The following is a 26522-nucleotide window of genomic DNA, read 5'->3' as shown; positions in this document are numbered from 1 at the left end:
CCTGGTCAGCTGTGTTCACCGCGCGCCAGCATCGCCACCAGGTCACGGCAGTTTTCCTGAATGGCGTCCATATAAAGGTGGCGACCACCGAAATGGCTGGCGGCATAGCGGTGCACACCATTGAAATGCCCGTTCAGGCGCTTATCAATCGCAGTACGCATGAATTCGGGTGTCTGGTCCAGCAGCTGCTCGGGCGACTTGTATATCACGCCCTTATAGCCCTCCCCACCTTCCTTTCCCGCGAGCCCGCCGGCGGCAAACTCCTCGTAGAGGTATTCACGGCACTTTTGTACATACTCAAGATCTGCCATCTGGGCAATAAGATCTGCCGTGCCGAGCAATTTGCCCAATAGATGCTCACGCCCGTCCGCCACGGGCACATCGGCCGGGTCTACCTCATAGCCGGTGAAGTGCAGAATGCGAGCACAAGGCGCCACCATGTGATCCAGCCCGACGGTCGGCAGGTAGTCGGTAACGAATCGAATGCCACGGCTAACATGTATTCGCGTGTAGGCCGCGCCATTCTTGTGGCGGCTGTCTCGCGTGCGCCTGATATAGCCGGAATCGTGGAACAGTGCCGCGGCGATACCTATCATCGCCCTCTCTGGCCCCAGCGCCTCTTCCGCTGGGTGACTGCGTTCGTGACCGTCCAACAGGCGCGCCATTGCCAGAGTGACATCGAGAACATGCTGCGCGTTATGGTAGCGGACATCACAGGCTCGGTACCCCGGATAGGCGCCGCTGTATAAACGATCAAAATCGTGAAACAGTACCGCCAGCGGAGACAGATCCACCCCCGGGTAACACGCCGATAATATGGAGGTGACTGTAGAGGCAACGCTCACAGTGTCCGACACGTCCACCGTGTTGCTGACATCCATGTGTCCGGCTCGTTCGAGAATCCCCATAACGAACTCAGTCCTCACTAATTATATTGGGTGATTTTTTCTTCAATAACCCTGCCAGATCGTCGAACAGCGCTTCCGCAGTGGGTGCAGCCTCTATAGGCTTGGTGGAAACGGGTTCATTGTAGTCATCATCCGTGGTAACGGGCAGACCCCGCTCGTCCAGTCCCAAATCCAGCTTTTTACCGGCCAGATCTATTTCAATCTGCAGGTTGTATGCGGACCGCGACAAACCGTGTTTATCTACAATACGAAATCGCCGTGGTCGCGACTCGCCATCGACATCTGAACCTTCAGTCAGCCGACAGGAAATTGCGTCGATCCGCTTTCCCGACAGCTGGATGCCCTGCAGCGATGGCAGCATTCGACTGCAAGCATTGACAAAGGTGACCGCCGACACCGCCGTTATAGATTTGACCGTATTGGACCCCCAACGCGCCGGTTCACAATGAAAGTCGCCGATCAATATCTGGTTGGCCTTGGCCAGATCCAGCATACGGGCTAAATCAATAGTGACATCACCGACAATATAACTGAACACTGAGGGGTTAACGCCCTCTGCCTGATAAAGCTCATAGTGGCCGGCAATATGATAGCCGGTACGAATCACCGGCACCGTGTGCCCTTTCGAGGCCACCTGCGCCACCATGTTGTCCGCGACCACCAGCAACATGAAGACGAATAAGTCCTGGTTGGCACTGGGACTGAAATCACGGTTCCAGATGTAATATCCATCGCCCGTTGTGGTGCGCGCAAAATTGATCTCAATCCCCTGGGCAAGCAACTTGTTATAGGCGGAGTTGAGGGAGTAAGAGAGGCTGTTCAGCTGGCTCGCCTGCTCGAACGGTGTATAGAGCGAGAAATCGACAATATCGAACAGAATGACGGCACGGTTTTCAACATAACTGAGGCCATAGCGCTTGATGACCTGCTCTACTGCTTGCAGGACCTGGGGTTCCTCCGACAACGCCGATTCAAGCTTGATAAAGGTTGGGGAGACATCCAGCCGGGCGCTGATTTCAAACAGCGCCTCCCGCGATTTGCGCCGCTCGCCCGATATCAACTTGCGGATAAACGCCTCGTTGTCGCGGCTCTGATCTGTGGTGATATCCACGTCGGCACAGAAATTGCCGAGGAAATAGTGTGGCACCAGAATAACCAGCACACCGCGCTCATCAGAGCTCCAACACAGCACGATATTCTGGCCCATACGCCACTGTTTGCGCAGCGTCTTTTCGAGCGACTTTAGATTGCCACGCTGGACAATACTGATGGCGCTGGGCGATTCATCGCCACCTCCGGCTGCTTTGCCTGCACCGCTGCCCTCACCGTGCACCACCTGTCCTGCACCACCTTTGTCACTGGATGTTGGCATGTCGAAATAGGCCCCCATAGGCTCAAAGTTGTAGTGAAGTAATTCGCAACTACTGGCATTATAGGTGTCTGTTGGCGTGCTAGCCACGTCTGAGCCGTTGGAACTTGTCAAATTTCATGTTTCCGTGAGTGGGAAGGAGCATCCTGTATGCCGCACCGTCTGGTTAATTTCGTCATTTTTCCGGCGTTTATCCTGCTCAGCGCCTGCCAGGGCTACGATGTCACGGTCAATGACAAAGTGGTGTACGCGCCCAAGCCACTGTTCAAAGAGTATTCCGTCCCTGACACCGGCTTGAACAGCTGTCTGGAGCAGACCATCAATGACGGTGTTATCACCAGCGCGCAGCAGTTAACCACCCTCGATTGCAGCTTTGCAGGCATTGACAACCTCGAGGGTCTGTCCGTATTCACCGGCCTCACCGTGCTGCGACTGTCAGACAACGAGGTCCGAAACCTTCTCGAACTCACGCAAATGACCTCACTGGAAGCCCTGTACCTGGACGATAATCGTGTTGTGGACCCGGTGCCGCTGGAGCAATTGTCGGCCCTGCGTCATCTCGACCTGTCCGGCAACCCCACACTGCAGTGTCCGCGCCCCGGAACCCTGTCCCAGGTAACCACCGTCATCCTGCCAGAACACTGCCTCTGACCACTTAATGCCTGAATTCGGCCCTACTCGCACCTCAGTGACAAACTAGCGCCTTAGCGGGTTTCACGCCCCTCACGCTTAACGTTTCGCAGGCTATCGCAGGCGCCGGCCAGGGAAAAGTCCAGGACAAATTTTGCCGACAGGAACGGGAGGGAATTCACACTTCTGGAAAAAGTGTCTAAGGTGTCAGGCGCCGCTCAAATCCAGCCAATCAAAACCACCCGACTGTCCGGCAAACACTACCCGGTCGAGCGTATCCAGAACGCTCAACAATGCTCGCTCGGCCTGTGATCGGCTGTTATTTTTTTCACTGATATGCGCGACCACCAGATGCCGCAGCTGCTCGCTATTGATCTGCCGTAGCAGATCGGCCGCCTGCTCATTATTGAGATGCCCCCAGTCGCCACCGACACGGCGCTTCAGTTGCGGTGGGTAAGGACCGTCCAGCAGCATCGAAAGATCATGATTGAACTCCAGCAACAGACCGTGGCAGGCACTGAAGCTATCGAGCACATGCGGTGTAACACTACCCAGGTCGGTAAGTACGCCCAGCGTATATTCGCCGCAGCTGAGCCGGTACTGGCAGGGTTCGACCGCATCGTGAGGCACAGCCACTGCACTGATCGAAAGCTTGCCGATAGTCAGAGTGTCGCCGCAATTGAACAGGCGCTGTTCATAACCACCATCGCAGCGACCGGTGCTGAATGTGCCGTGGGTCAGGTACATGGGTATCTGGAACTTGCGAGACAGCGCTGCAACACCACTGGCGTGATCGGAGTGCTCGTGAGTTACCAGAATCGCGTCCAGCTGCTGCGGCTCGACACCCAGTCGTCCCATGCGTCGCACGGTCTCTCTCAGGGAAAACCCACAGTCGATCATGACCAGGGTCTCCCCCGCTCTCACCAGCGTAGCATTACCCTTGCTACCGGAGCCGAGAGACGCAAACTGCACTAATCGATATTGCCCTTGATCAGCGACAGCAATTGCTGGCCGTCACGATTATCAAACGGGATGCTCGCATCCTGCGGGCGCAGCTGTATAGTCACCGCGCGCTCCGAGATCGTCTGCACATTGATCACAAATGCCTCGCCAACCATGGGCTGATCATCATCGCTATTCCACAGTGAACCCCACCAGCCCTCCTCCTTGGCTTCGGCCTCACCGGTGAACAGCACATAGTAGACACCGCTACTGCGATCCTTGTCCGTTATCTCGAAGGAGGCCTCTTCCAGCGCCCGCCCGAGCGAGGCCCAGGCGCGGTCAAACGGCAGATCCAACTGCAGGTAACTGGAGCCATCCGGCCCCTCCAGCATCGCGATACGACCACCGGCGCTAATCCCCTGCTCGGCGATCATGGATACCGGCGCCGATTCTGCACTGTCGGCAAGGTACTGGGAGACAGCCATGAGCATTTCCCGAGCCTGAGCCGGGTCATCAGATTCGGCGGGCCATGAGGGATCGCCAGCTGTCTGGTTCATCTGCAGGACATGCAACTCGCTGGTTCCGCGCTGCACGCCCTGGTCGATGCGGAACCGAAAGCGACTGGTCAGGTTTTTGCCCTCAACCGTCACCCAGTTGGTTTCCATGATGCCGGCCTGAGCATCGGCGCGCGTGACCTGCATACCCGAAGCCGAAATAAAATTGCGCACCTGTGGCCAAACCTGGCCGGGCGCGACGCCGATCAGGGCCCAGCTGGCGTCACCCAATTTTTGTATACGAACCACATCTGAACCGGCCCCGGCAGACAAAGGCGCCGGCTTTGGCACCACAAACTCGCCCTGCGCCAAGAACTTGTCCTCCACCGGCGGGATCACGTAAATCTCGCGCAGCGGAACGGGGTCCATACCGGGGGGCACTGAAATAGGCGGCAACTCGGGGGCGGCCTTGTAGTCTTCTGAGCGGTCGCGAAAAATGCCGTCATCGCCAAAAATATAGCCGCACCCCGTGCCGGAGAGCACCAGGGAGCCAACCAAAACAGATTGCACGACTCTAATCAGCATAACTATCACACTCCTGCAGTATCTAGGGCATCAATAACCTGGGCGTGGTATCGCTCATCCAGGGTGGTCAGGGGCAGGCGTATCCCCTCGGCGATCAGCCCGCGGTGGAACAGCGCCCACTTGACGGGAATCGGGTTTGGCTCGAGAAACAGCGCCTTGTTCAGCGGTGTCAGGCGCTCGTTTATCGCCTCTGCCTCAGCGCGCTCCCCGGCCAGGGCATGGGTACAGAGCTGCGCCATCAGTGCGGGTGCAACATTGGCAGTGACAGAAATATTGCCATTGCCACCGGCGAGCATCAGTTCCATCGCGGTGGGGTCATCGCCGGAGTAAACCGCAATCGAGCCACCGCTGCGCTGGATTAACTCCACGCCGCGCGGCAGATCACCGGTCGCGTCCTTGATGCCGACGATGTGTTCCAGTTCGGCGAGGCGCATAACGGTGTCATTGCTCATATCGACAGCAGTGCGCGCGGGTACGTTATACAATATCTGGGGTACTGCCACGGCATCATTGACGGCCTTGAAATGCTCGTAAAGTCCGCGCTGCGTGGGGCGGTTGTAGTAGGGCGTCACCAACAGGCAGGCGGCGGCGCCGGCGGCGGCGGCGGCTTTGGTTAACTCAATGGCTTCGCGGGTGGAGTTCGCGCCAGTGCCCGCCACCACAGGCATACGCCCGGCGGTATGTCGCACACAAAACTTGATGACATCACAGTGTTCAGTGACGTTGAGGGTAGCGCTTTCGCCGGTGGTGCCCACAGCACCAATAGCAGCGGTTCCCGCTTCCAGATGCATATCCAGAAGCTGTTCCAGCGCTTCCCAATCAACACTGCCATCGGCACTCATTGGGGTAACCAGAGCGACAATACTGCCGGTAATCATTTACTCTCTCCGCATCATGAGGATTGGGGTACGGGACAGGCACCCGCACTCGCCGGGGGAAAGCCCGCCATTATCCATGACAGCGTCAGGATAACAACCTTGTAGGTTAAAATGAACGTGTGGGGGCACCCTCCCCCGCACACACGGGCAACTGAGGAGATAGAGCATGTTCATCAAAAATACCATCCGTTTGACACTGCTCCTGTGCTGTTACTGGGTATCCAGCACCGGCCTGGCTGAGCAGACCGTACAGATCAGCGAGCTGTCCGCGCTGGATTTGCAATACATGGAACAGCAGCGGCAGATATTACAGGATCTGGCTGCCGGCAATCTGGGGCGGCAGTTCAGCGGTGACAAAGCGCGAGATCTCGAACTGCTGCAGACCATGCTGGACCAGGGCCTGGTAGGCCCAGACCAGGTGCGTGAACTGCAGGCGATGGGCGTCATATTGGGCGATCTGCTGGCCGCAGACCTCGACATGCACTGGGTGATCTACGAAGACGACGCGGGCCGCAGCCGTGCCCTGCGATGGCAGGAGAGCGAGAACTACCTGTTCCCGATCACCATGATCGCCAGGCGCCGCGAGGTGGGCAACCAAACCCCGGTAGTGGACATCTACCAGAAGGCCTACGACATCATCGATAAGCGTCGGCCCGCAATGCCGTTTCAGTAGTGCATGGTATTTGCACTGAGCAGCCAGTAGACTTAGGGCTTCAGCAATAGCCAGCGATGCTGCATGAGTTCACAACCACCGCAATACACAATCCAGGACGACGAACAGGACGCGGCGACGTTAGTGCTCTGTGGTGAATGGCAACAGGGGCAACACACGGCCAGTTTCAGCCGCGTACGATCGGAGTTGGCCAGTCGCCATATCAACCACCTCTGCGTTGAGGGCTCGGCGCTGGGCGAATGGGATTCCCTGTTGATGGGCTTCCTGCTGAAATGTCACGACTACTGCACCGCGCAGGGTATTGCCTTTGACATGAAAAACATGCCCGAGGGCGTCGACCAACTGCTCGCGGTTGCGACAGCCGTGGAAGCTCGCGCTGAACAACCGCAGGTGCGCACCTCCTGGCTGTCACAACTCGAACCCGGTCGCCTGGCGCGGGAGCTTATGGAACACCTGCGGGAATCGCTGGCATTTACCGGCGAGGTCACGGTCGCCCTGCTACGCCTGGCGCGCGGCAAAGCCAATACCCGCTTTGTCGACTTCAAGAATTTTTGCTATCAGGCCGGCCCCCACGCTTTCGCCATCATCAGTCTCACCAGTGTGCTGGTCGGCATGATCCTGGCCTATCTGGGCGCGGTGCAATTAAAGCAGTTCGGCGCCGAAGTTTACGTCGCGAATCTGGTGGTCATCGGCATGTTGCGGGAAATGGGCGTCCTGATGACAGCGGTGGTGATGGCCGGCCGCACCGGTGCAGCCTACGCTGCCCAGTTGGGCACAATGCAGACCAACCAGGAAATCGATGCCGTGACCACAATGGGCATCTCGCCAATTGAATTTCTGGTGCTGCCGCGCATGCTGGCACTGATCGTGATCATGCCGCTGCTGACACTGTATGCCGATCTGCTGGGCATTGTCGGCGGCGGCATCGTTGCCGGCGGTATGGGTATCACACCCATTCAATACATCACCCAGGGCGAGACTGCGCTGAGCTTTTCGCATGTCGCGGTGGGTCTGCTCAAGGCGCTGGTGTTCGCCGTGCTCATCGCCGTTGCCGGCTGCCGCGCGGGAATTAATTCTGGCAGGAGCTCCGCGGCAGTGGGCCAGGCTGCAACAAACGCCGTGGTTACCGCCATTGTCTACCTTATTGTCGCCGATGCCGCGATCAATATTATTTTCCAGCAGCTGAAAATATGACAGACGCCAAGCCACAGCCCACTGACATCGAAGTTCGCAACCTCACCATGGCGTACGGCAAATCGGTGATACAGCGCGACCTGAACTTCACAATTAACGAAGGGGATATCTTCGTTATCATGGGCGGCAGTGGCTGCGGCAAGAGTACGCTGTTGAAGCATATGCTCGGCCTGCTGCGGCCCCATAGCGGCGACATCCTCTACAGCGGCAACAGTTTTTTTCAAGCCAGCGAAAACGAGCAGGGTGCGATGCGCCAGCGCTGGGGTATCACCTATCAGTCCGGCGGCCTGTTCAGCGCGATGACGCTGGCGGAAAACATCACCCTGCCACTGGAGCTCTACACGCAATACACACGCGCTGAAATCGCCGATATTGTCGCGTATAAGCTGGCCTTGGTCGGCCTGGCCGGTTACCAGAAATACTACCCGTCCGAGATCAGCGGAGGCATGCAAAAGCGGGCGGCGCTGGCCCGCGCTATCGCGCTGGACCCGAAAATCCTGTTTTTTGATGAGCCATCCGCCGGCCTCGATCCAATCAGCTCGCGCCTGCTCGATGAATTGATTGTGCAAATCAAGGAATCCATGGGCGCCACCGTTGTGATCGTAACGCACGAGTTACCGAGCATTTTCGCTATCGCAAACAACTCGGTGTATCTGGATAATATCAGCCATACGATGATCGCCTATGGCAACCCATCTGATCTGCGAGACCACAGTACCGAGCCGGTGGTGAGGCAGTTCCTGACACGCAGTGCAGCGGCCGCCATTGAGGACAAACCATGAGTGAAAAACAACAAACTGTCGCCATCGGTGCCTTTGTTATCGGCGCCGGCCTGATCATCCTGCTCTTGCTGATCTACCTGCTGGGCTCCGGCTTCGGAAAAACAGAGAAAGTCGTTATGGTGTTCGACGGCTCAGTCAAAGGGCTAAACATCGGTGCGCCGCTGGCACTGCGCGGTGTAAAGGTTGGCGAAGTAACCGACATTGACCTGATCCTGGACTCGGCCAAAACCAATGTGATCATGCAGATTGAAGCCAATTTTGACGCCGAGAATATTCACCGCAAAGGTATTACTGATGCCAACCTGACTGAAGAATTGATTTCGCGTGGGCTGCGAGCGCAATTGAACAGCCAGAGCCTGTTGACCGGATTACTCTATGTCGAGCTGGATTTTCACCCTGAGAGCCCGCTCAACCTCGTGGATATCGACTCGCCCTACCTGCAGTTCCCCACTATTCCGACCAACCTCGAACGCATCACCAAGAAGCTGCAGGATCTCGACATATCCAAGCTTACCGATGAACTGGAAAGTATCAGCCACGGCGTGAATTCCCTCGTCAGCAGCAAGCAGTTTCAACAACTGCCGGCCGATCTTGCCAGCACGCTGGAATCCGTGCGCGAGTTGACACAACAGCTGCAGGCGCAGCTAACCACCAGCGGGCCAAAACTGGACACCGTACTGGATGAGGCTGCGGTCACCGTGGCCAGCGCGAATGCGCAGCTGCCCAAGCTTGCGACACTGATCGAAACAAACCTGAAAACGCTCAATGCCGCCATCGCCTCCTTCGAGAAAGGCATGAACGGCATTGACGGACTGGTGTCTCCGGATTCAGCAACGCTGTACCAATTGAACATGGCACTACAGGAAATGACCCGAGCCGGCAGATCATTACAATCCCTGTCCAACACACTGGAAGCACAACCCGAATCACTGCTTCGGGGCAAGCGCGGAGACACACCATGAAACCCAGAATCCTGTCACTGACCTCCGCTTTTACGCTGGCCCTGCTGCTCGCTGGCTGCGGCACCAGCCCGCCCAACAACTACTATCTGCTCTCGGCCCATCAGTTTTCCGACATCAGCGGCGAGACACCGTCAGTTGGCGTCGGCCCGATTGAAATACCCGCCTACCTCGACCGCAAGAGCATGGTCTACAACCGCCAGGGCAATTCGCTGCAGGTCGCCAGTCTGGACCTGTGGGCAGAACCACTGGTCAACGGGGTGGAGCGCGTCATGGTGCTCAATCTGGCGGGGCTATTAAACACGCAGGATGTACAGTCCTTCCCCTGGCACCCACAGCGCGCGCCGCAGTACGGCGTAAAGGTCAATGTGCTGCAACTGGAAGCCTCTGAGCAACAGGTATCACTCACCGCGGAGTGGCTGGTCTATCGGCCGAACAGCTCCGCACAGGTGAAGCGTCGTATCAGCGCGCTGCAGGCTACTCTGGGCGCGGGCACAGCGGAGGCGGAGCAAGTGGCTGTTGCCTACAGCGATTTGCTTTACCAGCTGAGTGAGATTATTGCAGCGGCGATTGCAGCAGACCGCAGTGGCCCGAACGAACAATAGATACTCCGCTGCAGAAACGAAATTGCCTTGTTCGCCGCCTCAATACGGCGGCAAACTGCGATCTGTTTAAAGCCACCGATACCAGACTCTAAAAATCGTCCGGCCTCAACATGGCATCCGACCCACCGTCGACAAACACCAGTGAGCCACACAGGTAGCTCGATTCGTCACTCAGCATGAAGCGCATCACATTGGCGATATCGGCTGGCTGGGCGGTTCTGCCAACAGGCACAGAATCCCCGAATTCTTTCATGACGCTACCGAGTTCGGCGTCTGCATAAACGCGCTCGGTGAGTGGCGTCATGGTAATGCCGGGGGCTACCGCATTCAGGCGTACACCGGACGTCGCCCACTCCACCACGTGGCGACGCATCCACATGGTTAATGCGCGCTTGGCACCGGCGTAGGCAGTGTGCCCATCGCGACCTTCTATCTCCGCACAGGCCGCCTCCTCATCGCCTGCGAGGCAAGACTGGATGTAGGAATCGTCACCGGGGACCATCGGCGCAGAGTTTGAGGAGACAAACAGTACGCTGCCCTTTTTCTTCTCCAGCAGGTCGCGTACGCCCTCTACCGTGGCGATGACAGCGAAATAGTTTACCTGCGTAATCAGTGACAGCGGTTTGGCCACGGGCGGCAGGCCGGCACAGGGGATAAAGCCGTCCAGTCCGTCCGGTGCCATGGCGCGAATGCCGTCGACCGCGGCTGCACGCCCGGCTGCGGTAGACAGGTCGGCAAGAATATCGCCCTCTTTGATATCAACCGAAATAACCTTGTGGCCGGCGCTCAGTAGCTGCTGCTTCAATTGGGCACCGATGCCTGTTGCTCCGCCTGTCATTGCATATATGCGCATAGTCGCTTCCATCGTAGTGGTTGATCGTTAATTCTGAACAGAAGCGGGATTGTGTTCCAGTGGGTGCAGGGGTGAAATGTGCCAGGCGGCCAATATGTAATACCGCGTTGCGTCACTTTCCCGGAAAAGCACGGCAACAGTACTCGTCAGGCCAGCACGACAGTGTTGCCCACCCCCGCCATCGCTGCAGGATCCTTGTTGCGGGCATTGCTCACGCTTCGCGCCAGAGGTGTGAGATGCAGCGGCGTCTTCAACTCGCTGCGAAATATTGCATCATCGGGGGGTATCGCTCGGGTATTGTCCAGCCAGCGTTCGCGCTCATCGGCGGCCAGTATCACCGGCATGCGTTTGTGCCAGGGAGTGAATTCAGGCGCCGCTGCAGTGGTTACCAGAGTGCAGGACAGCAGCGGGGTATCCGCGCCCTCCCATACATCCCACAGTGCAGCCACTGCCAACGCCTGTCGCTCGGTAGAGATCAGCCACGGTTGTTTAACGCCGTCCTCGACGCGCCATTCTATAAAGCTGCTCATCGGCACCAGACCCCGCTGGGAACGGAACGGGCCGCGAAAAGCCGGGCTTTTGGCCAGCGTCTCGCTGCGGGCGTTGAACATGGAATAGGCCTGGCTCACCTCTTTTGCCCAGGAGGGTGTCAGCCACCAACGTGCTGCGTCCACGCATGCATCCCCCGCCTGCCCAGTAACGCCGCTGCGCACCAGCGATACCTGCTCGGTAGGCGCCACATTTACCGCCTGGGGCAGAGACAAGTCGATCCCCAAATCCCGCAGCAGCTGCTGCAGGCCGGGGCTGTCTATCACATTAAAACGTCCGCACATGGACTCACTGTGCCCAAAGACGGGAGGCGGGGCAAGCACAGGTCTGCCATAGTAGACCCGCTGCGGCTTGTCCGCGCGACATGGAATGCGCGCTTGCTTGCATCCAAGGTGCAGTAGTACCCTGTTCGACGTTTTTTCCGGGAGTTAACCATGAGCCAAAAACCACAGGTCGCCGCCATCGAAGGCTGGCACACCATGGCGGCGCAACCGCATTTGATAGGCACACAGTGCGAGAGTTGCGGCACCTACTTTTTTCCGAAGCAAAACGACTACTGCCGCAACCCACAGTGTGACAGCACTGAATTCCGCGAGGTGGAGTTGAGCCGCACCGGACACATCTGGAGTTACACGAATGCCTGCTACAAGCCGCCCGCACCCTATGTCGCCAACGAACCGTTTGAGCCCTACGCGATAGCGGCCGTACAGTTGGAAAAAGAACAAATGGTGGTGCTGGGGCAGGTGATCGAAGGTGTATCCGTAGAAGACCTGAAAGTCGGGATGCCGATGGAACTGGTGCTGGAGGCCCTGCACGAGACCGACGACGACATCAAAGTCACCTGGAAGTGGCAACCCGCCGCGCAGTAGACGCCAACTGAATCTGGAGTAGAACGCAATGTCCAACGAAATCGCTATTCTCGGCGTCGGTATGCACCCCTGGGGTAAATGGGGTCACAACTTTGTTCAATACGGCGTTGCTGCAGCCCGCGAAGCACTGGCGGATGCAGGTGTGCCCTGGCAGGACATCTCCTTTGTGTCCGGCGGCGCCACCATACGCTGCGGCTACCCCGGCTACGTTGCCGGCGCGACCTTTGCACAGGCGCTGGGCTGGCAGGGGGCGGAGGTAAACACCTCGTACGCAGCGTGCGCTTCGGGTTCACAGGCACTGGCGGCTGCACGCAACAAGATTCTCTCCGGCGAAGCCGAAGTTGCACTGGTAGTCGGTGCGGACACCACGCCGAAGGGCTTTCTGGCCCCGGCCGGTGGCTATCGCCCGGAGGACCCGGACTGGGTGCGCTTCTATCTCGGGATCACCAACCCGACGTATTTTGCATTGTACGCCCGCCGCCGCATGGACCTCTACGGCGACACACTCGAGGATTTCGCTGCGGTCAAGGTGAAGAACTCACTGGTCGGCAGCAAGAACCCGCGTGCACGCTACCGCAAATGCTTCAGTGCCGAGGACGTCGCGGCATCTGCCATGGTCGCCGACCCGCTGCGCTTGATGGATATCTGCGCCACCAGCGACGGCGGTGCAGCCATCATCGTATCCAGCCTGGAATACGCGCGTAAAATTGGCAAAACCGATGCCCCGCGCGTGGCGGCTATTTCCACAGTGACACCGACTTTCGCCAGCAGCGTGGTGGAAATGCCCGATATCGCCACAGATTCAGCGGCAGCAGCAGGTGTTGAAGCGCAGGCCTATCGAGCCAGCCTGCCGGTAAAAGCCTATGAGGAAGCGGGCCTTGGTCCCGAGGACGTGGATCTGGCTGAAGTCTACGACCTGTCGACAGCGCTGGAACTGGACTGGATTGAAGACTTGCAACTGGCTCCCCGCGGCGAGGCGGCAGCCCTGCTGCGCGCCGGCGACACCGCACTGGGCGGTAAGATTCCGGTGAATGTCTCCGGAGGCCTGGCCTGCTTCGGTGAGGCGGTGCCTGCCCAGGCGCTTTCCCAGGTCTGCGAATTGACATGGCAGTTGCGCGGTCAGGCCGGCGACCGGCAGGTGGAAGGTGCAAAAGTCGGCATTACCGCCAACCAGGGCCTGTTCGGCCACGGCAGTTCGGTTATCGTCAAGAAATAGCCGCATCGGTTAATCGGCAAGATTGTGCGGGCTCGATCAGGGCTCGCGCACCGAGGCCTGCTTGAGGTAGGCGATCAGGTCGGCCCGCTGCTGCGCGACAGGCACACCGAGACTCATCATGGTTGAGCCGGGGAACATCGCCATCGGGTTTTCCAGCCAGGCGAACATCAACTCGGGCGTCCATACAAACCGAGCGTTTTTGAACTCCTCGGAGTAATACTCGAAGCCGGGCTGCTCGCCGACTACCTTGCCGAAAATACGGTGCAGATTCGGGCCGTTATTGTGCCCCATTGCCGCCTCCGGGTAATGGCAGGTACGACAGGGGGCGAACACCAGCCGGCCCCTGGCCGGGTCTCCGGGTGGCATTAGCTGCTGCGCCTGTAGCGGCCCGCCCACGACAAGCAACCCCAGCAACAGTATTGGGATCAGCGGAGATTTCACGCCGGCGCCCTCCTGTTGGACGCGGCCGCATGACCCGCACGACGGCCAAAAAACGTACAGTCGCCCACGGACAGGCCGCTGGCGATATACGGCGCGGTGGGTATCCCGGCGGTGTTTCGGCCGGCGGCGTACAAGCCTGGAATCTCCTCACCGAAGCTGCTGAGCACCTGCCCATCGGTAGTGGTCTGCAGGCCGCCAAAGGTGTGGGCGGGAAAGAACGCCTGCGACGTCGACAGATCCCAGGCGGTATACGGCGGTCCCTGTAATGGGCGCAGATAGGCAGTGCTCTTGCGGAACATCGGGTCCTCGCCATTGGCGGCGTGCAGGTTGTAGTAGGCGACGGTCTGCTGCAAGGCGCCTTTGGGAAACGCCAGCTGCGCTGCGATATCGCCGATCGTGCTGGCTGTCGCCACCGGCAGGAAGTTGTCCTGATGGAAGGCGTAACTGCTGTCGCGGTCAGTGATCAGCCATGCGCGCCCGCCCTCGTGATAGGCTATCGCATCCCCGAGCACGCCGTGATAGGACTCCTCCGATATAAACCGCTGCCCCGACGCATTGACAATGATACCGGAAAGCACAGATTCGGGCGGATAGATGGGGGCGATTGCGAAGCCCTCGTTCATGCGCAGCGCGGCCGCTCCCACAGCAATTCCCATATTGATGCCTGTACCAAGGTCTGCGGCATTGCCCCAGGGCACCGAGCACTCGTACAAATGCGGTGCATAAAGGCGCAGCATCTCACGGTTGTGAATAAAACCGCCACAGGCCAACACCACACCACGGTGTACTGCGATGCTGCGCTGTTCACCCTCGACCGTTACGATGGCGCCGACAATACGACCGTCGCTCTCTGTCACCAGCCGGTGCGCACCCACACCGGCTTGCATTCGCACCCCGAGGGCCTCGGCCTGAGACAGCAGGGCCTCCATCAGGCGCCTGCCGCCATTCATGCCGGGCACGCCGGGCACATGCCCACGCGGGGCCGGTACCGCCAAATCACGCGCCGGCCACGCCAGTTCCGTACCAGAGAAATACAGTGACTCATCACCCATCGGCAGGCCTTTGGCCAGGGTGAGTTTGTCGGTATAGGGAACGCCCTGCTCTACCAGCCAGTCGAAATGCCCGGGGCTGCCTTCACAGTACAACTGAATCTTGTCCAGTGGCGGATGCAAGGCACCGGCCAGCGTCAGGAAGCGGTACATCTGCTCAGCGCTGTCCTGCACATTCAGCGCTTTCTGCAGAGCGGTGCCGCCGCCGGCGTAAACCACCCCACCGGACATGGCCGAGGAACCACCGAAGCGTGGCAGGGATTCAATCAGCATCACATTGGCACCGGCCCGGCGCGCCTCGATCGCGGCGCTGACACCCGCAGCGCCGGAGCCGACAACGAGGACTGCCGTGCGCATATCCCAGGATTTAACCTCTGCTCGCGGCACCGCGGCGGCACCGGCTGCCAGCGTCGCTGCCGCAGTGACGGTGATACCGCCCAACAAGCGACGGCGTGTTACACCGGGTTTTCCTGAGGTTTCAGTCACAGAATTTCTCTATCACGGATATCAGCTGTGCCGGATGTATTCGAGGCGGTTATCGATCATATACAGGCGGTGACGCTGGCCTTCTGCATCCACTGCGACCTCCTGATAACCGGCATCGCCCTCGTACAGAAAACAGATGCCATCGTCTACACCGACCATGCGCGGCTCGTACATCACCGCCTCGCGCCGCCCCATACGCGCGCGCGCCTCAGCGCAATTCTGGCAGTCCGCAATATCGGACAGGCTGACATAGGTCGGCGGCATCAGGCGCAGGGGATGGGCATCGTCCGCACACTCGGCAAGCGCCGTCCCGGGATTCACCCAGCGGTGTCGCGCGATCTCACCACCGTCGACGACAACCTCCTGCCCGTCCTCCAGAATGGTGAGAAAAAACCAGGTGGCAAAGCGTCTTTTCGCACCCTCGGGGGTTGTCCAGTGCGACAGGTAGACGAGTTGCTCTGCCGTGACGTTTAGTCCGGCTTCCTCCTGCGTCTCGCGGATTGCCGCATTGATTGCCGCCCGGTATTCGTCGCGATCACCTGGGTAATCCGCTTCGTCCACCTTGCCGCCGGGAAACACCCACATGCCGCCCATGTGTTGCACGGTCTTGTTGCGCTGTACCAGCAGCGCTTCCAGGCCCTCATCACCGTCGCGAACAAGTACCACTGTGGCGGCGGGAAAGACGGGCTCGACAATATCACTGGTCTCCAGCAACTGTAATCTCCTGTTTTCGGGTCCCGGGCAGTCTACACTCTACACTAACGCAGAAACTGTCAGGGGAAAAAGCGACTGATGGTGTCGATGACGCAAGCGGGGCGTTCACCGCCATCGATTTCGATGGTCATGCGCACCACCGCCTGCACGCCCCCTTTCACTTCCTCCGCGCTGACAATTTCACCACCACCGCGAACGCGACTGCCCACCGGTACCGCCGCCGGAAAACGCACCTTCTCGCAGCCGTAGTTGACGCCCATTGAGGTATTCTCGACCCGCATGATCTGCGGCAGGAACAGATTGGCCAGCGACAGGGTGAGATACCCGTGCGCAATGGTCGAGCCAAACGGGCCAGTTGCCGCTTTTTCGGGATCGACGTGTATCCACTGGTGATCGCCCGTGGCATCGGCAAAGAGGTCAATTCGCTGCTGATCAATCTCGACCCAGTCGCTGTACCCCAGATGCTGCCCCACTGCGCCCAGCAGTGCGGAAGGGTTTTCAAATGTTGTGGTCATGCTCTATCGCTCCCCGGCTTGAAAAATGATCCGGCACTATACCATTGTGCCAGCCGGTTTTAACCGTGGCACCGCAGCTTGCGCGTGTGCTGTTCATTACCAGTATTTAACAGATTTACAGGGCCGTAATGTGGTATAAATGCGCCCCTTGTAGATTGGTGCCCTGCCCCTTGCCTGGCCACGGTGACCGGTTTCCTCGCATACGTACTGGTAGCTATTGTGGCCTCAAGAAAAAAACAAATTGTAGTCTCAGTTGCCCTGCTGGCGATCTCCACCGCTATCACGTTTGCGCTTTACCTGAACCGCCCCCCCGCGAAGATCGCCGAACCGGAGTACCAGCCGGTGTCAGTAGACGTCGCGGAAGCCGTAAAGGAGAGACTGCGCATTGAGGTACAGGCCCAGGGAACCGTTACCCCAATGCAGGAGACCTCACTGTTATCAGAGGTCAATGGGCGCATCATCCATACATCACCTTCCTTCGCTGTTGGCGGGTTCGTCCGCAAGGGCGAAATCCTGGTGCGCATTGATCCCCGCGATTACGAAACCAACCTGTTGCGCGCCGAAGCCGCACTGAAATCGGCCCAGAGCAATCTGGCGCAGGAGAAAGGCCGCGCCCAGGTTGCCGAACGGGAGTGGCAGCGTTTACCCGAGGGCAGCCAGCGCAGCCAGGAGGCCAAGGATCTCTATCTGCGCAAACCGCAACTGGAGCAGGCCCAGGCTCAGATGCTGGCAGCGCAGGCGGATCTCAACACCGCCAGAGACAACCTAGAGCGGACTCTAATCAAGGCACCGTACGATGCATTGATTCGGGATAAACACGTCGAGCTAGGACAGTTTGTCGCTGCCGGCAGCCCGCTGGCTGATATTTTTTCAGTGGACTACGCCGAGATCCGACTGCCTATCCCCCAGAGCAAGCTCGCCTATCTGGAATTACCGGGCCTGAATGAAAATGGTAACGGCTCTCCCATCGACATTTACACCGATGTGGGTGGCGAAGTGAAACACTGGACGGCGCAGTTACACCGCACAGAGGGCGTATTCGACGAGCGCTCCCGAGTGCTGTACGCGGTGGCACGCATCGAGGACCCCTACGCGGTTCTCGACCCCGACAAAACACCGCTGCGCATTGGCACTTTCGTTAACGCCAACATTCAGGGCAAGGAGTTCGACGGTATCGTGACGCTGCCCCGCCACGTGATGCGCGCAGGCAACAATCTGTGGGTGGTCGATGAAAGCGGTCACCTGCGCAATCGACAGGTGACGCTACTGCGCACCGGTGGCGACCTTGTCTATATCAGCGAAGGCCTGGACGAGGGCGACCGCGTGTCACTGACGACACTGGATAGCTCGTTTGACAGCTCGGAAGTCATCATCGAATCGTCCACCCCCAGCAATATTTTGGACCAGCAGGGTCGCCTGATGGATCAATCCGGGCGGAAAGATGCGAGTAAAGTCACCGCCTCGGTGGAGCCATCGGCCAGCACAGAACCTTCACCCGGCGCAGAGCCCACAGCCGGCGACAGCGAGGGCGGCTGATGCAAACCCCCGCGAAGAAAGGGATCATCGCCTGGTTCGCGTACAATCCGGTCGCTGCCAATCTACTGATGTTAATCATTATTGTCGTAGGACTGGGGTCTGCGTTTACTATCCAGCGCGCGATGTTCCCCGCGATCGAGATCGAAGCGATCTACATAAGCCTCGCCTACCCGGGCGCTGCACCTGAAGAGGTTGAGCAGGGCGTTGTGCTGAAGGTTGAGGAGGCTATCAATGATATCGAGGGCATCAAGCGGGTAGAATCCGACTCGTTTCAATCTGGTGCCAGAATGTGGATAGACCCACAGGACGGCGTGGATTTAAGCAAATTGATGGCCGATATTCGCAATCGGATCGATGCGATACAGCACTTCCCACAGGAGGCTGAAAAGCCTATCGTCAGCCAGCCGGAAGTGATGTTTCCAGCGCTCACTCTGCAGTTATCCGGCAACATTGATGAACGCAGCCTGAAATCACTGGCGGACAATATCCGGCGCGAATTACTCACCTACCCGGCGATCTCGGCTGCTACAGTGGTCGGTGCACGCGATTACGAAATCGCTATCGAGATTTCAGAACAGTTGCTGCGCGAATACCACCTGACACTCGGCGACGTGGCCAACATTATTTCGGCCTCCTCACTGGACCTTCCGGCGGGCTCAGTGCGCACCGAAAATGGCGAAATCATGCTGCGCACCACCGGACAGGCCTATGTCCAACAGGATTTCGAGAATATTGTGCTCAAGACCTGGCCCGATGGCACGCGCCTACTGCTGAGGGATATTGCCAGGGTGGAGGACGGGTTCGTCGACGCTGCCGGCTTCGCCGCGTTTAATGGTGTCTATTCCCTGGGCATCAATGTATTCGCGATGGGCAGGCAGGATATTATCGAAACCGCCGATGCCGCCAAAGCGTTTGTCGCCGAGCGCACAGCCAACCTGCCCCAAGGTGTCACACTGGATATCTGGAACGACGCCACCTATTACCTAAATGGCCGGCTGGGCATGATGCTGAAAAACCTGGCGATGGGCGCTTTGCTGGTATTTATCATTCTGGCGCTGTTTCTGGAAATCAAGCTAGCGTTCTGGGTGATGATGGGCATACCCGTGTGCTTCCTCGGCGCGATGGCGATGATCAATACACCCTATATCCATGCCAGCCTGGATATGATCAGTATCTTCGGCTTCATCCTGGTACTCGGTATCGTCGTGGATGATGCCATCATTATGGGCGAGAGCGCCTACTCGGAGCAGGAGAAGCACGGTCACAGCGTGGAAAGCGTCGTGACCGGCGTGTATCGCGTATCTACCCCGGCCACGTTCGGCGTTCTGACCACCATCATGGCCTTTCTGCCGACCCTGTTTGTGCAGGGCGTATTCGGTGCCTTCCCCGCCGCTTGCGGCTGGGTGGTGATCCTCTGTCTGTGCTTTTCGCTGGTAGAATCCAAGTGGATTCTGCCCGCTCACCTCGCGCACAGCACACCTACCAAGAACCGCCTGTTACTGCGCATTGACCGCATTCAGGAAGAAGTGAACTGGCTGCTATACCATTTCGTGCAGTACCGCTATAAACCCTTCATGCTGAAATGCGTGAATAACCGCTATGTGACACTCGCGGTGTTTTTGTCCCTGCTGATTTTGTCCTGCGGACTGTTGGCTGGCGGCACCGTGCGCACCGTATTGTCCCCCGATACTCCCGGTGAGTTCCTGCAGGTGGAATTGCGAATGGCCGAGGGCACAGCGGAAGAGCGAACCCTTGAAGCCGTGGCGCGGATTGCCAACGCGTTTCACACTATGGAGGAGAACTACCGCAAGGAAAGCGGCACCGATGAACGCCTGCTGAACCATATGGCAACCTATGGCTACGACCGCATCAACGGCCGGATTGATGTGGAACTGACCAAGGAGGACGAGCGCACCATCAATACCAGAGATGTGCAGGAGCGCTGGCGCGAAGCGGTGGGCAGAGTCCACGGCGCTGATGTGTTTGCCATCCGCAGCGCCGATGGCCCACAAATGGGGCCAGCTATCGCGTTTGACCTGATGCACAACAATATCGACACACTGCGCGAAGCGGCCAACGATCTGGAAGAGGCAATGGGGCACTACACTGGCGTATTCGATATCCGCAATGGGGTCAGCGACACGGCCGACGAGTTCCACCTCGACTTGCTACCCGAAGCCGAATCCCTGGGCATCACTCGCTATGACCTGGGCAGCCAGGTACGGCACGCGTTCTACGGTGCGGAGGCACAGCGAGTGCAGCGCGGCATCGATGAAGTCAAGGTGATGGTCCGCTACCCGAAGGCCGATCGCGAAAACGTCAGCAGCCTGAATAACATGTTTATTCGCACGCCCTCGGGTGATGAGGTGCCCTTTGAGACTGTCGCGCGTCTGGAGGTCAAACAGGGGCTACTGAAAGCGACACGAATCAACTACCAGCGCGCGGCGGAAATCACCGCAGAGGCGAACAAAAGAGAGGTCGAGCCCGACAAGGTGATCGCGGATATCGAAGCCAATGTCCTGCCAAAACTGCAGAAGAAGTACCCGGGGCTGCGTTACGCCATTTCGGGTATGGCCGAAGAAGAATCCAAAATGGCCATCAGCATGATGGTCGGCTTTCCACTGGCGCTGTTTGGCATCTATGCGCTGCTCGCGATCCCGACAAAATCGTATTTGCAGCCGCTGATTATTATGGGTGTCATACCGTTCGGCATGATTGGGGCAATTTTCGGTCACTGGGTGTCGGGGTATCCACTTAGCATGATGTCGCTGATGGGCGTAATCGCACTCAGCGGTGTTGTCGTCAATGACAGCCTGATACTGGTGGATTTCGTGAACAGATCGATTGCCGCTGGCGTGGATCGCCTCACCGCTGTAGTCGACGCTGGAACAAGGCGTTTCCGGGCGATTCTGCTGACGTCCCTGACAACATTCTTCGGACTCATCCCGATGCTCGCCGAGCGCACAGCGCAGGCCGAGATGCTGGTACCGATGGCGATTTCATTGGCCTATGGCATCGTGTTCGCCACGGTCATCACCTTGCTGCTGATACCCTGCCTGTACATGATATTGCAAGATCTGGCGCAATGGCAGTCCCGCAGAGGTGACGAGAGCCACCGCGCGGTGGGCCAGAACTAAGGGTTAAATCACCCGCTAGCGAACTGCGCCGCAGCTGAGACAGCGCATATAGAGATGTGCGGGATCCTGCAAACTGCCCAGTTCCTCTACCGCGCCACGCACAGGTTCCAACAGCGTCGCCAGGGTGGCGCTGACAGTGGATATGCCAGCCACATCGAAACTGCCGATACTTTTAGCCAGCTGCTTCATCAACATGTCCCTCGGTGACAGCGGCCGCTCGAGATACTCCACCTCGTAGTCGCTCACGCCGGCGATCTCCGCCGCGGAGGCAATGGCATCGTCCAGACTGCCTACTTTATCGACGAGGCCAGATTTCAGGGCATCCTCGGCACACCAGACGCGGCCTTCGGCCAGCGGGTCAACCTGTGCGATGCTCATATCCCGCCCCTCCGAGACGATTTCCAGAAAACTGGTATAGGCAAAATCCACACTGCTATTAAGCACTGAAACCAATTCCGGGCTCAGCGTGCGATCGTAACGCATCGAACCGGCCATCGGGGTAGTTCCGACACCGTCGGTGTAAACACCGACGCGACGCAGTAGCTCTTCAAAGGTAGGAAATACCGCAAACACACCGATACTCCCGGTAATGGTAGTGGGCGTCGCCCAGATCTCATCGGCGTCGGCGGCAATGTAGTAGCCACCCGAGGCGGCAACGGTACCCATGGAGACAACAACGGGAATACCCGCTTCCTGAGCATACAGCAATTGCTGACGGATGATTTCCGATGCGAACATGCTGCCACCGCCGCTGTTCACCCGCAGGACAATAGCCTTGACGCCGTCCGCCTCGACCGCACCGCGGATCATACGCGCCAGCGTATCACCACCGATGGTCCCGGGCGGCTGATCCCCCGGCACGATACTGCCCTGCGCGGTAATCACCACCACACGATCTGCCTCGGAGCCGCCCAGTTCAAGCGGCCGTTTGCGCGACAGATAGCGCTCGAACTCAACCGCCTCGTAAAGGCCGTCTTCATTGCTGGCTCCCACCAATTCAACCAAAAATTCATTGCCGTCACTACGCCCGAGCAATTTATCAATCAGCCCGGCTTGCACCGCCGCCTGGGCAGCATCACCACCTTCGGCCGCCATATACTCGGAAAAATTTATCACGAAATCGTCAACCGCGCCGGAGGGCAGATCGCGCTGGGACTCCACCATTTGCGTGTATTGCCCCCACAAATTGTTCAACCACCGACTCGTGACTCGTTTCTCACCGGGCGACATATCGTCACGCACGAACGGCTCTACCGCTGATTTATGGTCACCCGCGCGAAAGATATGAACATTCACTGATACCTTTTTCAGGGCGTCACTGAAGTAGTTGTTGTAGTTGCTGTACCCTTCCAGCGACACTCCTCCCATGGGGTGCGCGATGACTGTGTCGGCGTAACTGGCCAGCAGGTATTGATCCTGGGTGTAGTAATCGCCAATCGCAACGATAGGTTTGCCGGTTTCGCGGAACCTGTCGAGTGCCGGAATAATCTCCTGGGTTTTACTGATGCCGACGCTGACGAGGTCATCCAGATCCATCACCAGTGAGTTGATCGCCGGATCCCTGGCAGCGTAATCTATCGACTCGATGACATCGCGCAGCAACACCTCGTGATCGGTGGGTGACGCTGCACCCAGCAATGGCGACAGTGGATTGATCTCGGTTTTCTGATCCACCACTTTGCCGCTGACATTCAGCAACAGCGCGGCTTTTTCGGGCAGTGGCTCCGGTGTACCTCCGATGTAGACAAAGTAGATAAAGGCGATCATCACCAGAAAAAGGATATTGGACATCGCCAACCTGACACGGGTGATGACACCCCATATCCCGGAAAAGAAACGACGCAACAGCGACGGTCTACTCATACACTAATCCCCACTACCTGTTTCAGACGGCCCAGATGTCCGCATTTCGCGGGCGCGCCAACGCACATACAGCATGGCCGCAATAAACAAAACGACAACCGCGCTCAGCCCGCTGATCACCAGCAAGTTGTCGGGCTGCGCGAAAATGCGCTGTACCAGAATAAGAAAATACCCCAGGCACACGAAACATAACCAGATAAAACTGCGCAAATTGTCTTTTAGCATGCCGGGCAGGAAAAGCAGCAGGGGGAGTAACTTCAATACCCAGATAAACCAGGGCGCCTGATGCGACCACGCATCCGCTGCCTGCTGCAATAGCAAGGTCGACCAGCTTAGCCAGGTCAGTCGCGCTGCCACTGAGCTTCGGGACGCGCTCACGTGTGCATTCGCAGTGACAACCGCGCCACCCGCTGGCCCAGCGCCCGGCACAGGCTCGCCTCGGTCTCATCAAGCGGCCGTTTACTGTCGCCGCCGGCCCAGTGCGAGGCGCCGTAGGGTGTGCCACCGGTAGTGGTCTTCATCAGCCCCGGTTCACTGTAGGGCAGCCCGGCGATAACCATTCCGTGGTGCAGCAGCGGCAGCATCATGCTCAGCAGCGTGGACTCCTGGCCACCGTGGATGCTGGTGGTCGAGGTAAAAACAGCGGCGGGCTTGTCGATCATCGCGCCGCCCAGCCACAGGGAAGAGGTTTGATCCATGAAGTATTTCAGCGGCGCGGCCATATTGCCGAACCGGGTGGGGCTGCCCATCACCAGCCCGGCACAACCGGCCAGGTCATCCAATTCACAGAACAGCGGGCCTTCGGCGGGAATATCGTCCTCTACCTGTTCACAGGTCGCCGATACAGCCGGCACAGTGCGCAGACGCGCACTCACCCCGGCCTGCAATTCTACGCCGCGCGCAACCTGCTGCGCCATCGCGGCAGTTGAGCCCTGCCTGGAGTAGTACAGGACCAGCACATAGGGTTCAGCCATTAATCAATTAATGCCAGCACATTTTCGGGAGGACGGCCCAGCACTGCCTTGTTTCCCCGCACGACGATGGGCCGCTCGATCAACTTCGGATGTTCTGCCATTGCCGCTATGATATCGGCCTCGCTGGAGTCCTTACTCAGGCCGCTGGCCTTGTAGTCGTCTTCGCCACGACGCACCAGCTCGGCAGCGGTAATTCCCAACTTTTTTAGCAGGGCTTTTATCTCGCCGGCATCGGGCGATGTCTCAAGATAAAGCACAACATCGGGATCAATGCCATTCTCTTGCAAAAGGGCCAGTGTGTTCCGCGATTTGGAACAGCGTGGGTTGTGGTAGATGGTAACTGCACTCATAGACAAATTCCGGCGTATATTAAAGATGACAATAACTTGCGGGAGAGTATAACAAACCTTTGGCTGTGTCTCTTACCGGTCAATTAGTGTGCTGAGATGACTGGAATTGACATTGTCATGGCGACAGAACTCCGCTCACGATCGAGCCCGTGTAACCCATTAAGCGATCATGCCATAATGCCCGCATGAAGCTCCCCACACTCACATTCCGCGAGATATCCCACAGGGTGCGGTATCTGGTCGATCGGTTTTTCTCTGACCGCTGCTCGGAGAATGCCCAGGCACTGACCTATATGAGCCTGTTCGCCCTCGTGCCGCTCTTGACAGTGCTGTATACGATTGCCTCCGCCGTCCCTGCGTTTCAGGGAGCGGAAGAACAGATGCAGGAACTGCTTTTTAAGCACATCGTGCCGCAGAGCAGCGCAAGCCTGGAGCAGTATCTCAACGAATTCTCGCAGCAGGCCAAAAACCTCACCGGGCCCGGCATCGGCTTTCTGTTGGTGACATCCATCATCATGCTGCGCAATATCGAACACGCGCTGAATAATATCTGGCGCTCGCGGGAGAACCGCAGTGCGTTGTCCAGTTTTATGTTGTACTGGGTGGTACTGACCCTGACACCTGTCACCATCGGTCTGGCGCTCGGGCTGAGCACCTATCTTTCGTCCGCTGCTGACGTGCTGGAAAGCCTCGACATTCTGGGCATCAAGGCGATGCTGGTGCACGCCACACCGCTGTTGCTGAGCCTGCTGGGGTTTAGCTTGATCTACGCAGCCGTCCCCAACTGCCCGGTACCGTTCAAGCACGCACTTGTCGGGGGACTGTTCACAACACTGGCTTTTCATGCCGCGCGCAGTCTATTTACCAAACTGATGGTCGGCTCCAATTATACTTTTATCTACGGTGCATTTGCCGCCGTGCCGCTGTTCCTGCTATGGGTCTATTTGTCATGGAATATCGTCCTGATCGGCGGCGTGCTGGTTCACAGCCTGACTGCCTACGAAAGCGATGAGCAGGCCAAACGACCGATAGTGCTCAAAGCACTCAACGTACTGTATGTATTCTGGGAGAAGCAGCAGTCGGGCGAGACGGTGCGCGAAATGGAACTGCTCAAGCGCAGGCACGATTTTATCCGCGGGCTGGACAGCGAGACCTGGGGTAAACTGCGCGACATTCTCCTGCGAGAGAATGTCATCACCGAGAACAACAAGGGGCACTACCTGCTCGCCAGAGACCTGCACAGCGTCCCACTCTGGCAACTGAAGGAGTGGATCGAAAACGAGCTCTCCCTCGAAGGGCAGGATCTGGCACTCAATACGGATTGGCAGCGCAATGCCTATCAACTGCTACTCGACCAGCGCAGGGACCAGAGAGAGCGATTGAACATCAACCTCGCGGAGTTATTCAGCCAGTGAAATACCTGATTCTTTGCAGCACCCTACTCGCACTAGTGGCCTGCGGACAAGCGCAGGGGCCAATGACTACGACGTCATCTCTGCAGGACCTTCGCGGGCAGTGGGTGGTGATCAACTACTGGGCGCAGTGGTGCAAACCCTGCATTGAGGAGATACCGGAACTCAATACGCTGGACAGGGATTACCCGCAGGTAACCGTGCTCGGCGTAAACTACGACGGTGCCAGCGGCGAGGACCTTGAAGCGCAACGCCAGCAGCTGGGCGTGACCTTCACCAGCTTGACTGATGACCCTGCAGAGCAGCTGGGCAAATCGCGCCCCATCGTGCTGCCCACCACCTTTATCGTAAATCCTGAAGGCAAGCTTGCCGAGGAACTGGTGGGTCCGCAAACGCTGGAATCGCTGCTGGAGGCCACACAGCAGGTCGCGAAACAGGAAGCAGGACAGCCTGCAACGCAGGTCAAAAATTGATCAAAAAAAACCGGCCCAGAGGGCCGGTGAGCGTTCTTTATCAACAACGCGGGAAGTAAGAGACCT

At 58.2% G+C, this 26522-nt stretch carries 27 protein-coding genes; 12 read left to right on the top strand and 15 right to left on the bottom strand.

Annotation, left to right across the window (positions count from 1 at the left end):
- Nucleotides 1–5: 5 nt before the first annotated feature.
- Both AC0L6S_RS00345 and AC0L6S_RS00340 read right to left on the bottom strand, forming a co-directional pair.
- On the bottom strand, nucleotides 6–908 hold the full coding sequence (locus AC0L6S_RS00345) for an HD domain-containing protein (protein ID WP_473426427.1): 903 nt from the start codon (nucleotides 906–908) through the stop codon (nucleotides 6–8).
- 7 nt (nucleotides 909–915) lie between these two features.
- Nucleotides 916–2391, bottom strand: coding sequence for a hypothetical protein (locus AC0L6S_RS00340; RefSeq protein ID WP_473426426.1), 1476 nt, complete (start codon nucleotides 2389–2391; stop codon nucleotides 916–918).
- Between the two features lie 36 nt (nucleotides 2392–2427).
- Between AC0L6S_RS00340 and AC0L6S_RS00335 the strand changes: the two genes are divergently transcribed.
- Entirely contained in the window at nucleotides 2428–2928 is a 501-nt protein-coding gene (locus AC0L6S_RS00335; protein ID WP_473426425.1) for a hypothetical protein, read from the top strand.
- A 186-nt stretch (nucleotides 2929–3114) separates the two neighbouring features.
- On the opposite strand, the gene AC0L6S_RS00330 is transcribed toward AC0L6S_RS00335, so the two are convergent.
- From AC0L6S_RS00330 to dapA, 3 genes are read right to left on the bottom strand one after another with little or no spacing between them, the layout of a single operon-like run.
- The gene (locus tag AC0L6S_RS00330; protein WP_473426424.1) at nucleotides 3115–3879 is read right to left on the bottom strand and encodes an MBL fold metallo-hydrolase; all 765 of its coding nucleotides are present in this window, start codon (nucleotides 3877–3879) and stop codon (nucleotides 3115–3117) included.
- Nucleotides 3879–4928 (bottom strand): outer membrane protein assembly factor BamC, encoded by a 1050-nt coding sequence (gene bamC / locus AC0L6S_RS00325; protein ID WP_473426423.1) that lies wholly within the window; start codon nucleotides 4926–4928, stop codon nucleotides 3879–3881. The genes AC0L6S_RS00330 and bamC overlap by 1 nt, the downstream gene beginning before the upstream one ends.
- A 5-nt stretch (nucleotides 4929–4933) precedes the next feature.
- The gene (gene dapA / locus AC0L6S_RS00320; protein ID WP_473426422.1) at nucleotides 4934–5806 is read right to left on the bottom strand and encodes a 4-hydroxy-tetrahydrodipicolinate synthase; all 873 of its coding nucleotides are present in this window, start codon (nucleotides 5804–5806) and stop codon (nucleotides 4934–4936) included.
- Between the two features lie 166 nt (nucleotides 5807–5972).
- Here dapA and AC0L6S_RS00315 point away from each other — a divergent pair, with 166 nt between their 5' ends.
- From AC0L6S_RS00315 to AC0L6S_RS00295, 5 genes are all read left to right on the top strand, one after another.
- Nucleotides 5973–6479: a DUF3806 domain-containing protein gene (locus AC0L6S_RS00315; protein ID WP_473426421.1), complete on the top strand. Its 507-nt coding sequence runs from the start codon at nucleotides 5973–5975 to the stop codon at nucleotides 6477–6479.
- Nucleotides 6480–6542: 63 nt separating this feature from the next.
- Nucleotides 6543–7673, top strand: a complete 1131-nt coding sequence (locus AC0L6S_RS00310; RefSeq protein ID WP_473426420.1) for an MlaE family ABC transporter permease — start codon at nucleotides 6543–6545, stop codon at nucleotides 7671–7673.
- On the top strand, nucleotides 7670–8455 hold the full coding sequence (locus AC0L6S_RS00305; protein ID WP_473426419.1) for an ABC transporter ATP-binding protein: 786 nt from the start codon (nucleotides 7670–7672) through the stop codon (nucleotides 8453–8455). The genes AC0L6S_RS00310 and AC0L6S_RS00305 overlap by 4 nt, the downstream gene beginning before the upstream one ends.
- Nucleotides 8452–9417 carry an MlaD family protein gene (locus AC0L6S_RS00300; protein WP_473426418.1) on the top strand — a complete coding sequence of 322 codons (966 nt, stop codon included), beginning with the start codon at nucleotides 8452–8454 and terminating at the stop codon, nucleotides 9415–9417. The genes AC0L6S_RS00305 and AC0L6S_RS00300 overlap by 4 nt, the downstream gene beginning before the upstream one ends.
- On the top strand, nucleotides 9414–10019 hold the full coding sequence (locus AC0L6S_RS00295) for a PqiC family protein (protein ID WP_473426417.1): 606 nt from the start codon (nucleotides 9414–9416) through the stop codon (nucleotides 10017–10019). Before AC0L6S_RS00300 ends, AC0L6S_RS00295 begins: the two co-directional genes overlap by 4 nt.
- Nucleotides 10020–10107: 88 nt before the next feature.
- On the opposite strand, the gene AC0L6S_RS00290 is transcribed toward AC0L6S_RS00295, so the two are convergent.
- Both AC0L6S_RS00290 and AC0L6S_RS00285 read right to left on the bottom strand, forming a co-directional pair.
- Entirely contained in the window at nucleotides 10108–10872 is a 765-nt protein-coding gene (locus AC0L6S_RS00290) for an SDR family oxidoreductase (protein WP_473426416.1), read from the bottom strand.
- Between the two features lie 146 nt (nucleotides 10873–11018).
- Nucleotides 11019–11705 (bottom strand): SOS response-associated peptidase, encoded by a 687-nt coding sequence (locus AC0L6S_RS00285; protein ID WP_473426415.1) that lies wholly within the window; start codon nucleotides 11703–11705, stop codon nucleotides 11019–11021.
- A 150-nt stretch (nucleotides 11706–11855) separates the two neighbouring features.
- On the opposite strand from AC0L6S_RS00285, the gene AC0L6S_RS00280 reads away from it, so the two are divergent.
- On the top strand, nucleotides 11856–12290 hold the full coding sequence (locus tag AC0L6S_RS00280; RefSeq protein ID WP_473426414.1) for a Zn-ribbon domain-containing OB-fold protein: 435 nt from the start codon (nucleotides 11856–11858) through the stop codon (nucleotides 12288–12290).
- Between the two features lie 28 nt (nucleotides 12291–12318).
- Nucleotides 12319–13506 carry a lipid-transfer protein gene (locus tag AC0L6S_RS00275; protein ID WP_473426413.1) on the top strand — a complete coding sequence of 396 codons (1188 nt, stop codon included), beginning with the start codon at nucleotides 12319–12321 and terminating at the stop codon, nucleotides 13504–13506.
- Between the two features lie 36 nt (nucleotides 13507–13542).
- Here AC0L6S_RS00275 and AC0L6S_RS00270 read toward each other — a convergent pair whose 3' ends face one another.
- From AC0L6S_RS00270 to AC0L6S_RS00255, 4 genes are read right to left on the bottom strand one after another with little or no spacing between them, the layout of a single operon-like run.
- A complete protein-coding gene (locus AC0L6S_RS00270) occupies nucleotides 13543–13947 on the bottom strand; it encodes a c-type cytochrome (protein WP_473426412.1) in 405 nt (134 codons plus the stop codon).
- Nucleotides 13944–15482, bottom strand: coding sequence for an FAD-dependent oxidoreductase (locus tag AC0L6S_RS00265; protein ID WP_473426411.1), 1539 nt, complete (start codon nucleotides 15480–15482; stop codon nucleotides 13944–13946). The genes AC0L6S_RS00270 and AC0L6S_RS00265 overlap by 4 nt, the downstream gene beginning before the upstream one ends.
- A gap of 21 nt (nucleotides 15483–15503) precedes the next feature.
- Entirely contained in the window at nucleotides 15504–16196 is a 693-nt protein-coding gene (locus AC0L6S_RS00260) for an NUDIX hydrolase (protein WP_473426410.1), read from the bottom strand.
- Nucleotides 16197–16255: 59 nt separating this feature from the next.
- On the bottom strand, nucleotides 16256–16711 hold the full coding sequence (locus AC0L6S_RS00255; protein WP_473426409.1) for a MaoC family dehydratase: 456 nt from the start codon (nucleotides 16709–16711) through the stop codon (nucleotides 16256–16258).
- A 219-nt stretch (nucleotides 16712–16930) separates the two neighbouring features.
- Here AC0L6S_RS00255 and AC0L6S_RS00250 point away from each other — a divergent pair, with 219 nt between their 5' ends.
- Both AC0L6S_RS00250 and AC0L6S_RS00245 read left to right on the top strand, forming a co-directional pair.
- A complete protein-coding gene (locus AC0L6S_RS00250) occupies nucleotides 16931–18247 on the top strand; it encodes an efflux RND transporter periplasmic adaptor subunit (RefSeq protein WP_473426408.1) in 1317 nt (438 codons plus the stop codon).
- Nucleotides 18247–21384 carry an efflux RND transporter permease subunit gene (locus AC0L6S_RS00245; protein ID WP_473426407.1) on the top strand — a complete coding sequence of 1046 codons (3138 nt, stop codon included), beginning with the start codon at nucleotides 18247–18249 and terminating at the stop codon, nucleotides 21382–21384. The genes AC0L6S_RS00250 and AC0L6S_RS00245 overlap by 1 nt, the downstream gene beginning before the upstream one ends.
- A gap of 15 nt (nucleotides 21385–21399) precedes the next feature.
- Here AC0L6S_RS00245 and sppA read toward each other — a convergent pair whose 3' ends face one another.
- The 4 genes from sppA to arsC are packed head-to-tail and all read right to left on the bottom strand — an operon-like array spanning nucleotide 21400 to nucleotide 24571.
- A complete protein-coding gene (gene sppA / locus AC0L6S_RS00240) occupies nucleotides 21400–23247 on the bottom strand; it encodes a signal peptide peptidase SppA (RefSeq protein ID WP_473426406.1) in 1848 nt (615 codons plus the stop codon).
- Between the two features lie 3 nt (nucleotides 23248–23250).
- Complete coding sequence (locus AC0L6S_RS00235; protein WP_473426405.1) at nucleotides 23251–23625, bottom strand: DUF2069 domain-containing protein; 375 nt, start codon at nucleotides 23623–23625, stop codon at nucleotides 23251–23253.
- Nucleotides 23622–24221 carry an NAD(P)H:quinone oxidoreductase gene (wrbA, locus tag AC0L6S_RS00230; RefSeq protein ID WP_473426404.1) on the bottom strand — a complete coding sequence of 200 codons (600 nt, stop codon included), beginning with the start codon at nucleotides 24219–24221 and terminating at the stop codon, nucleotides 23622–23624. Before wrbA ends, AC0L6S_RS00235 begins: the two co-directional genes overlap by 4 nt.
- Nucleotides 24221–24571, bottom strand: a complete 351-nt coding sequence (gene arsC, locus AC0L6S_RS00225; protein ID WP_473426403.1) for an arsenate reductase (glutaredoxin) — start codon at nucleotides 24569–24571, stop codon at nucleotides 24221–24223. Before arsC ends, wrbA begins: the two co-directional genes overlap by 1 nt.
- Before the next feature lie 185 nt (nucleotides 24572–24756).
- Between arsC and AC0L6S_RS00220 the strand changes: the two genes are divergently transcribed.
- Nucleotides 24757–25986 carry a YihY family inner membrane protein gene (locus tag AC0L6S_RS00220; RefSeq protein ID WP_473426402.1) on the top strand — a complete coding sequence of 410 codons (1230 nt, stop codon included), beginning with the start codon at nucleotides 24757–24759 and terminating at the stop codon, nucleotides 25984–25986.
- A 62-nt stretch (nucleotides 25987–26048) separates the two neighbouring features.
- Complete coding sequence (locus AC0L6S_RS00215; RefSeq protein ID WP_473426401.1) at nucleotides 26049–26456, top strand: TlpA family protein disulfide reductase; 408 nt, start codon at nucleotides 26049–26051, stop codon at nucleotides 26454–26456.
- Nucleotides 26457–26522: the final 66 nt, after the last annotated feature.

Source organism: Halioglobus sp. D3-4 (genome assembly GCF_055809315.1).
Note: the sequence above shows the minus strand (reverse complement) of the source record. Positions and strands in the feature narration are given on the sequence as shown.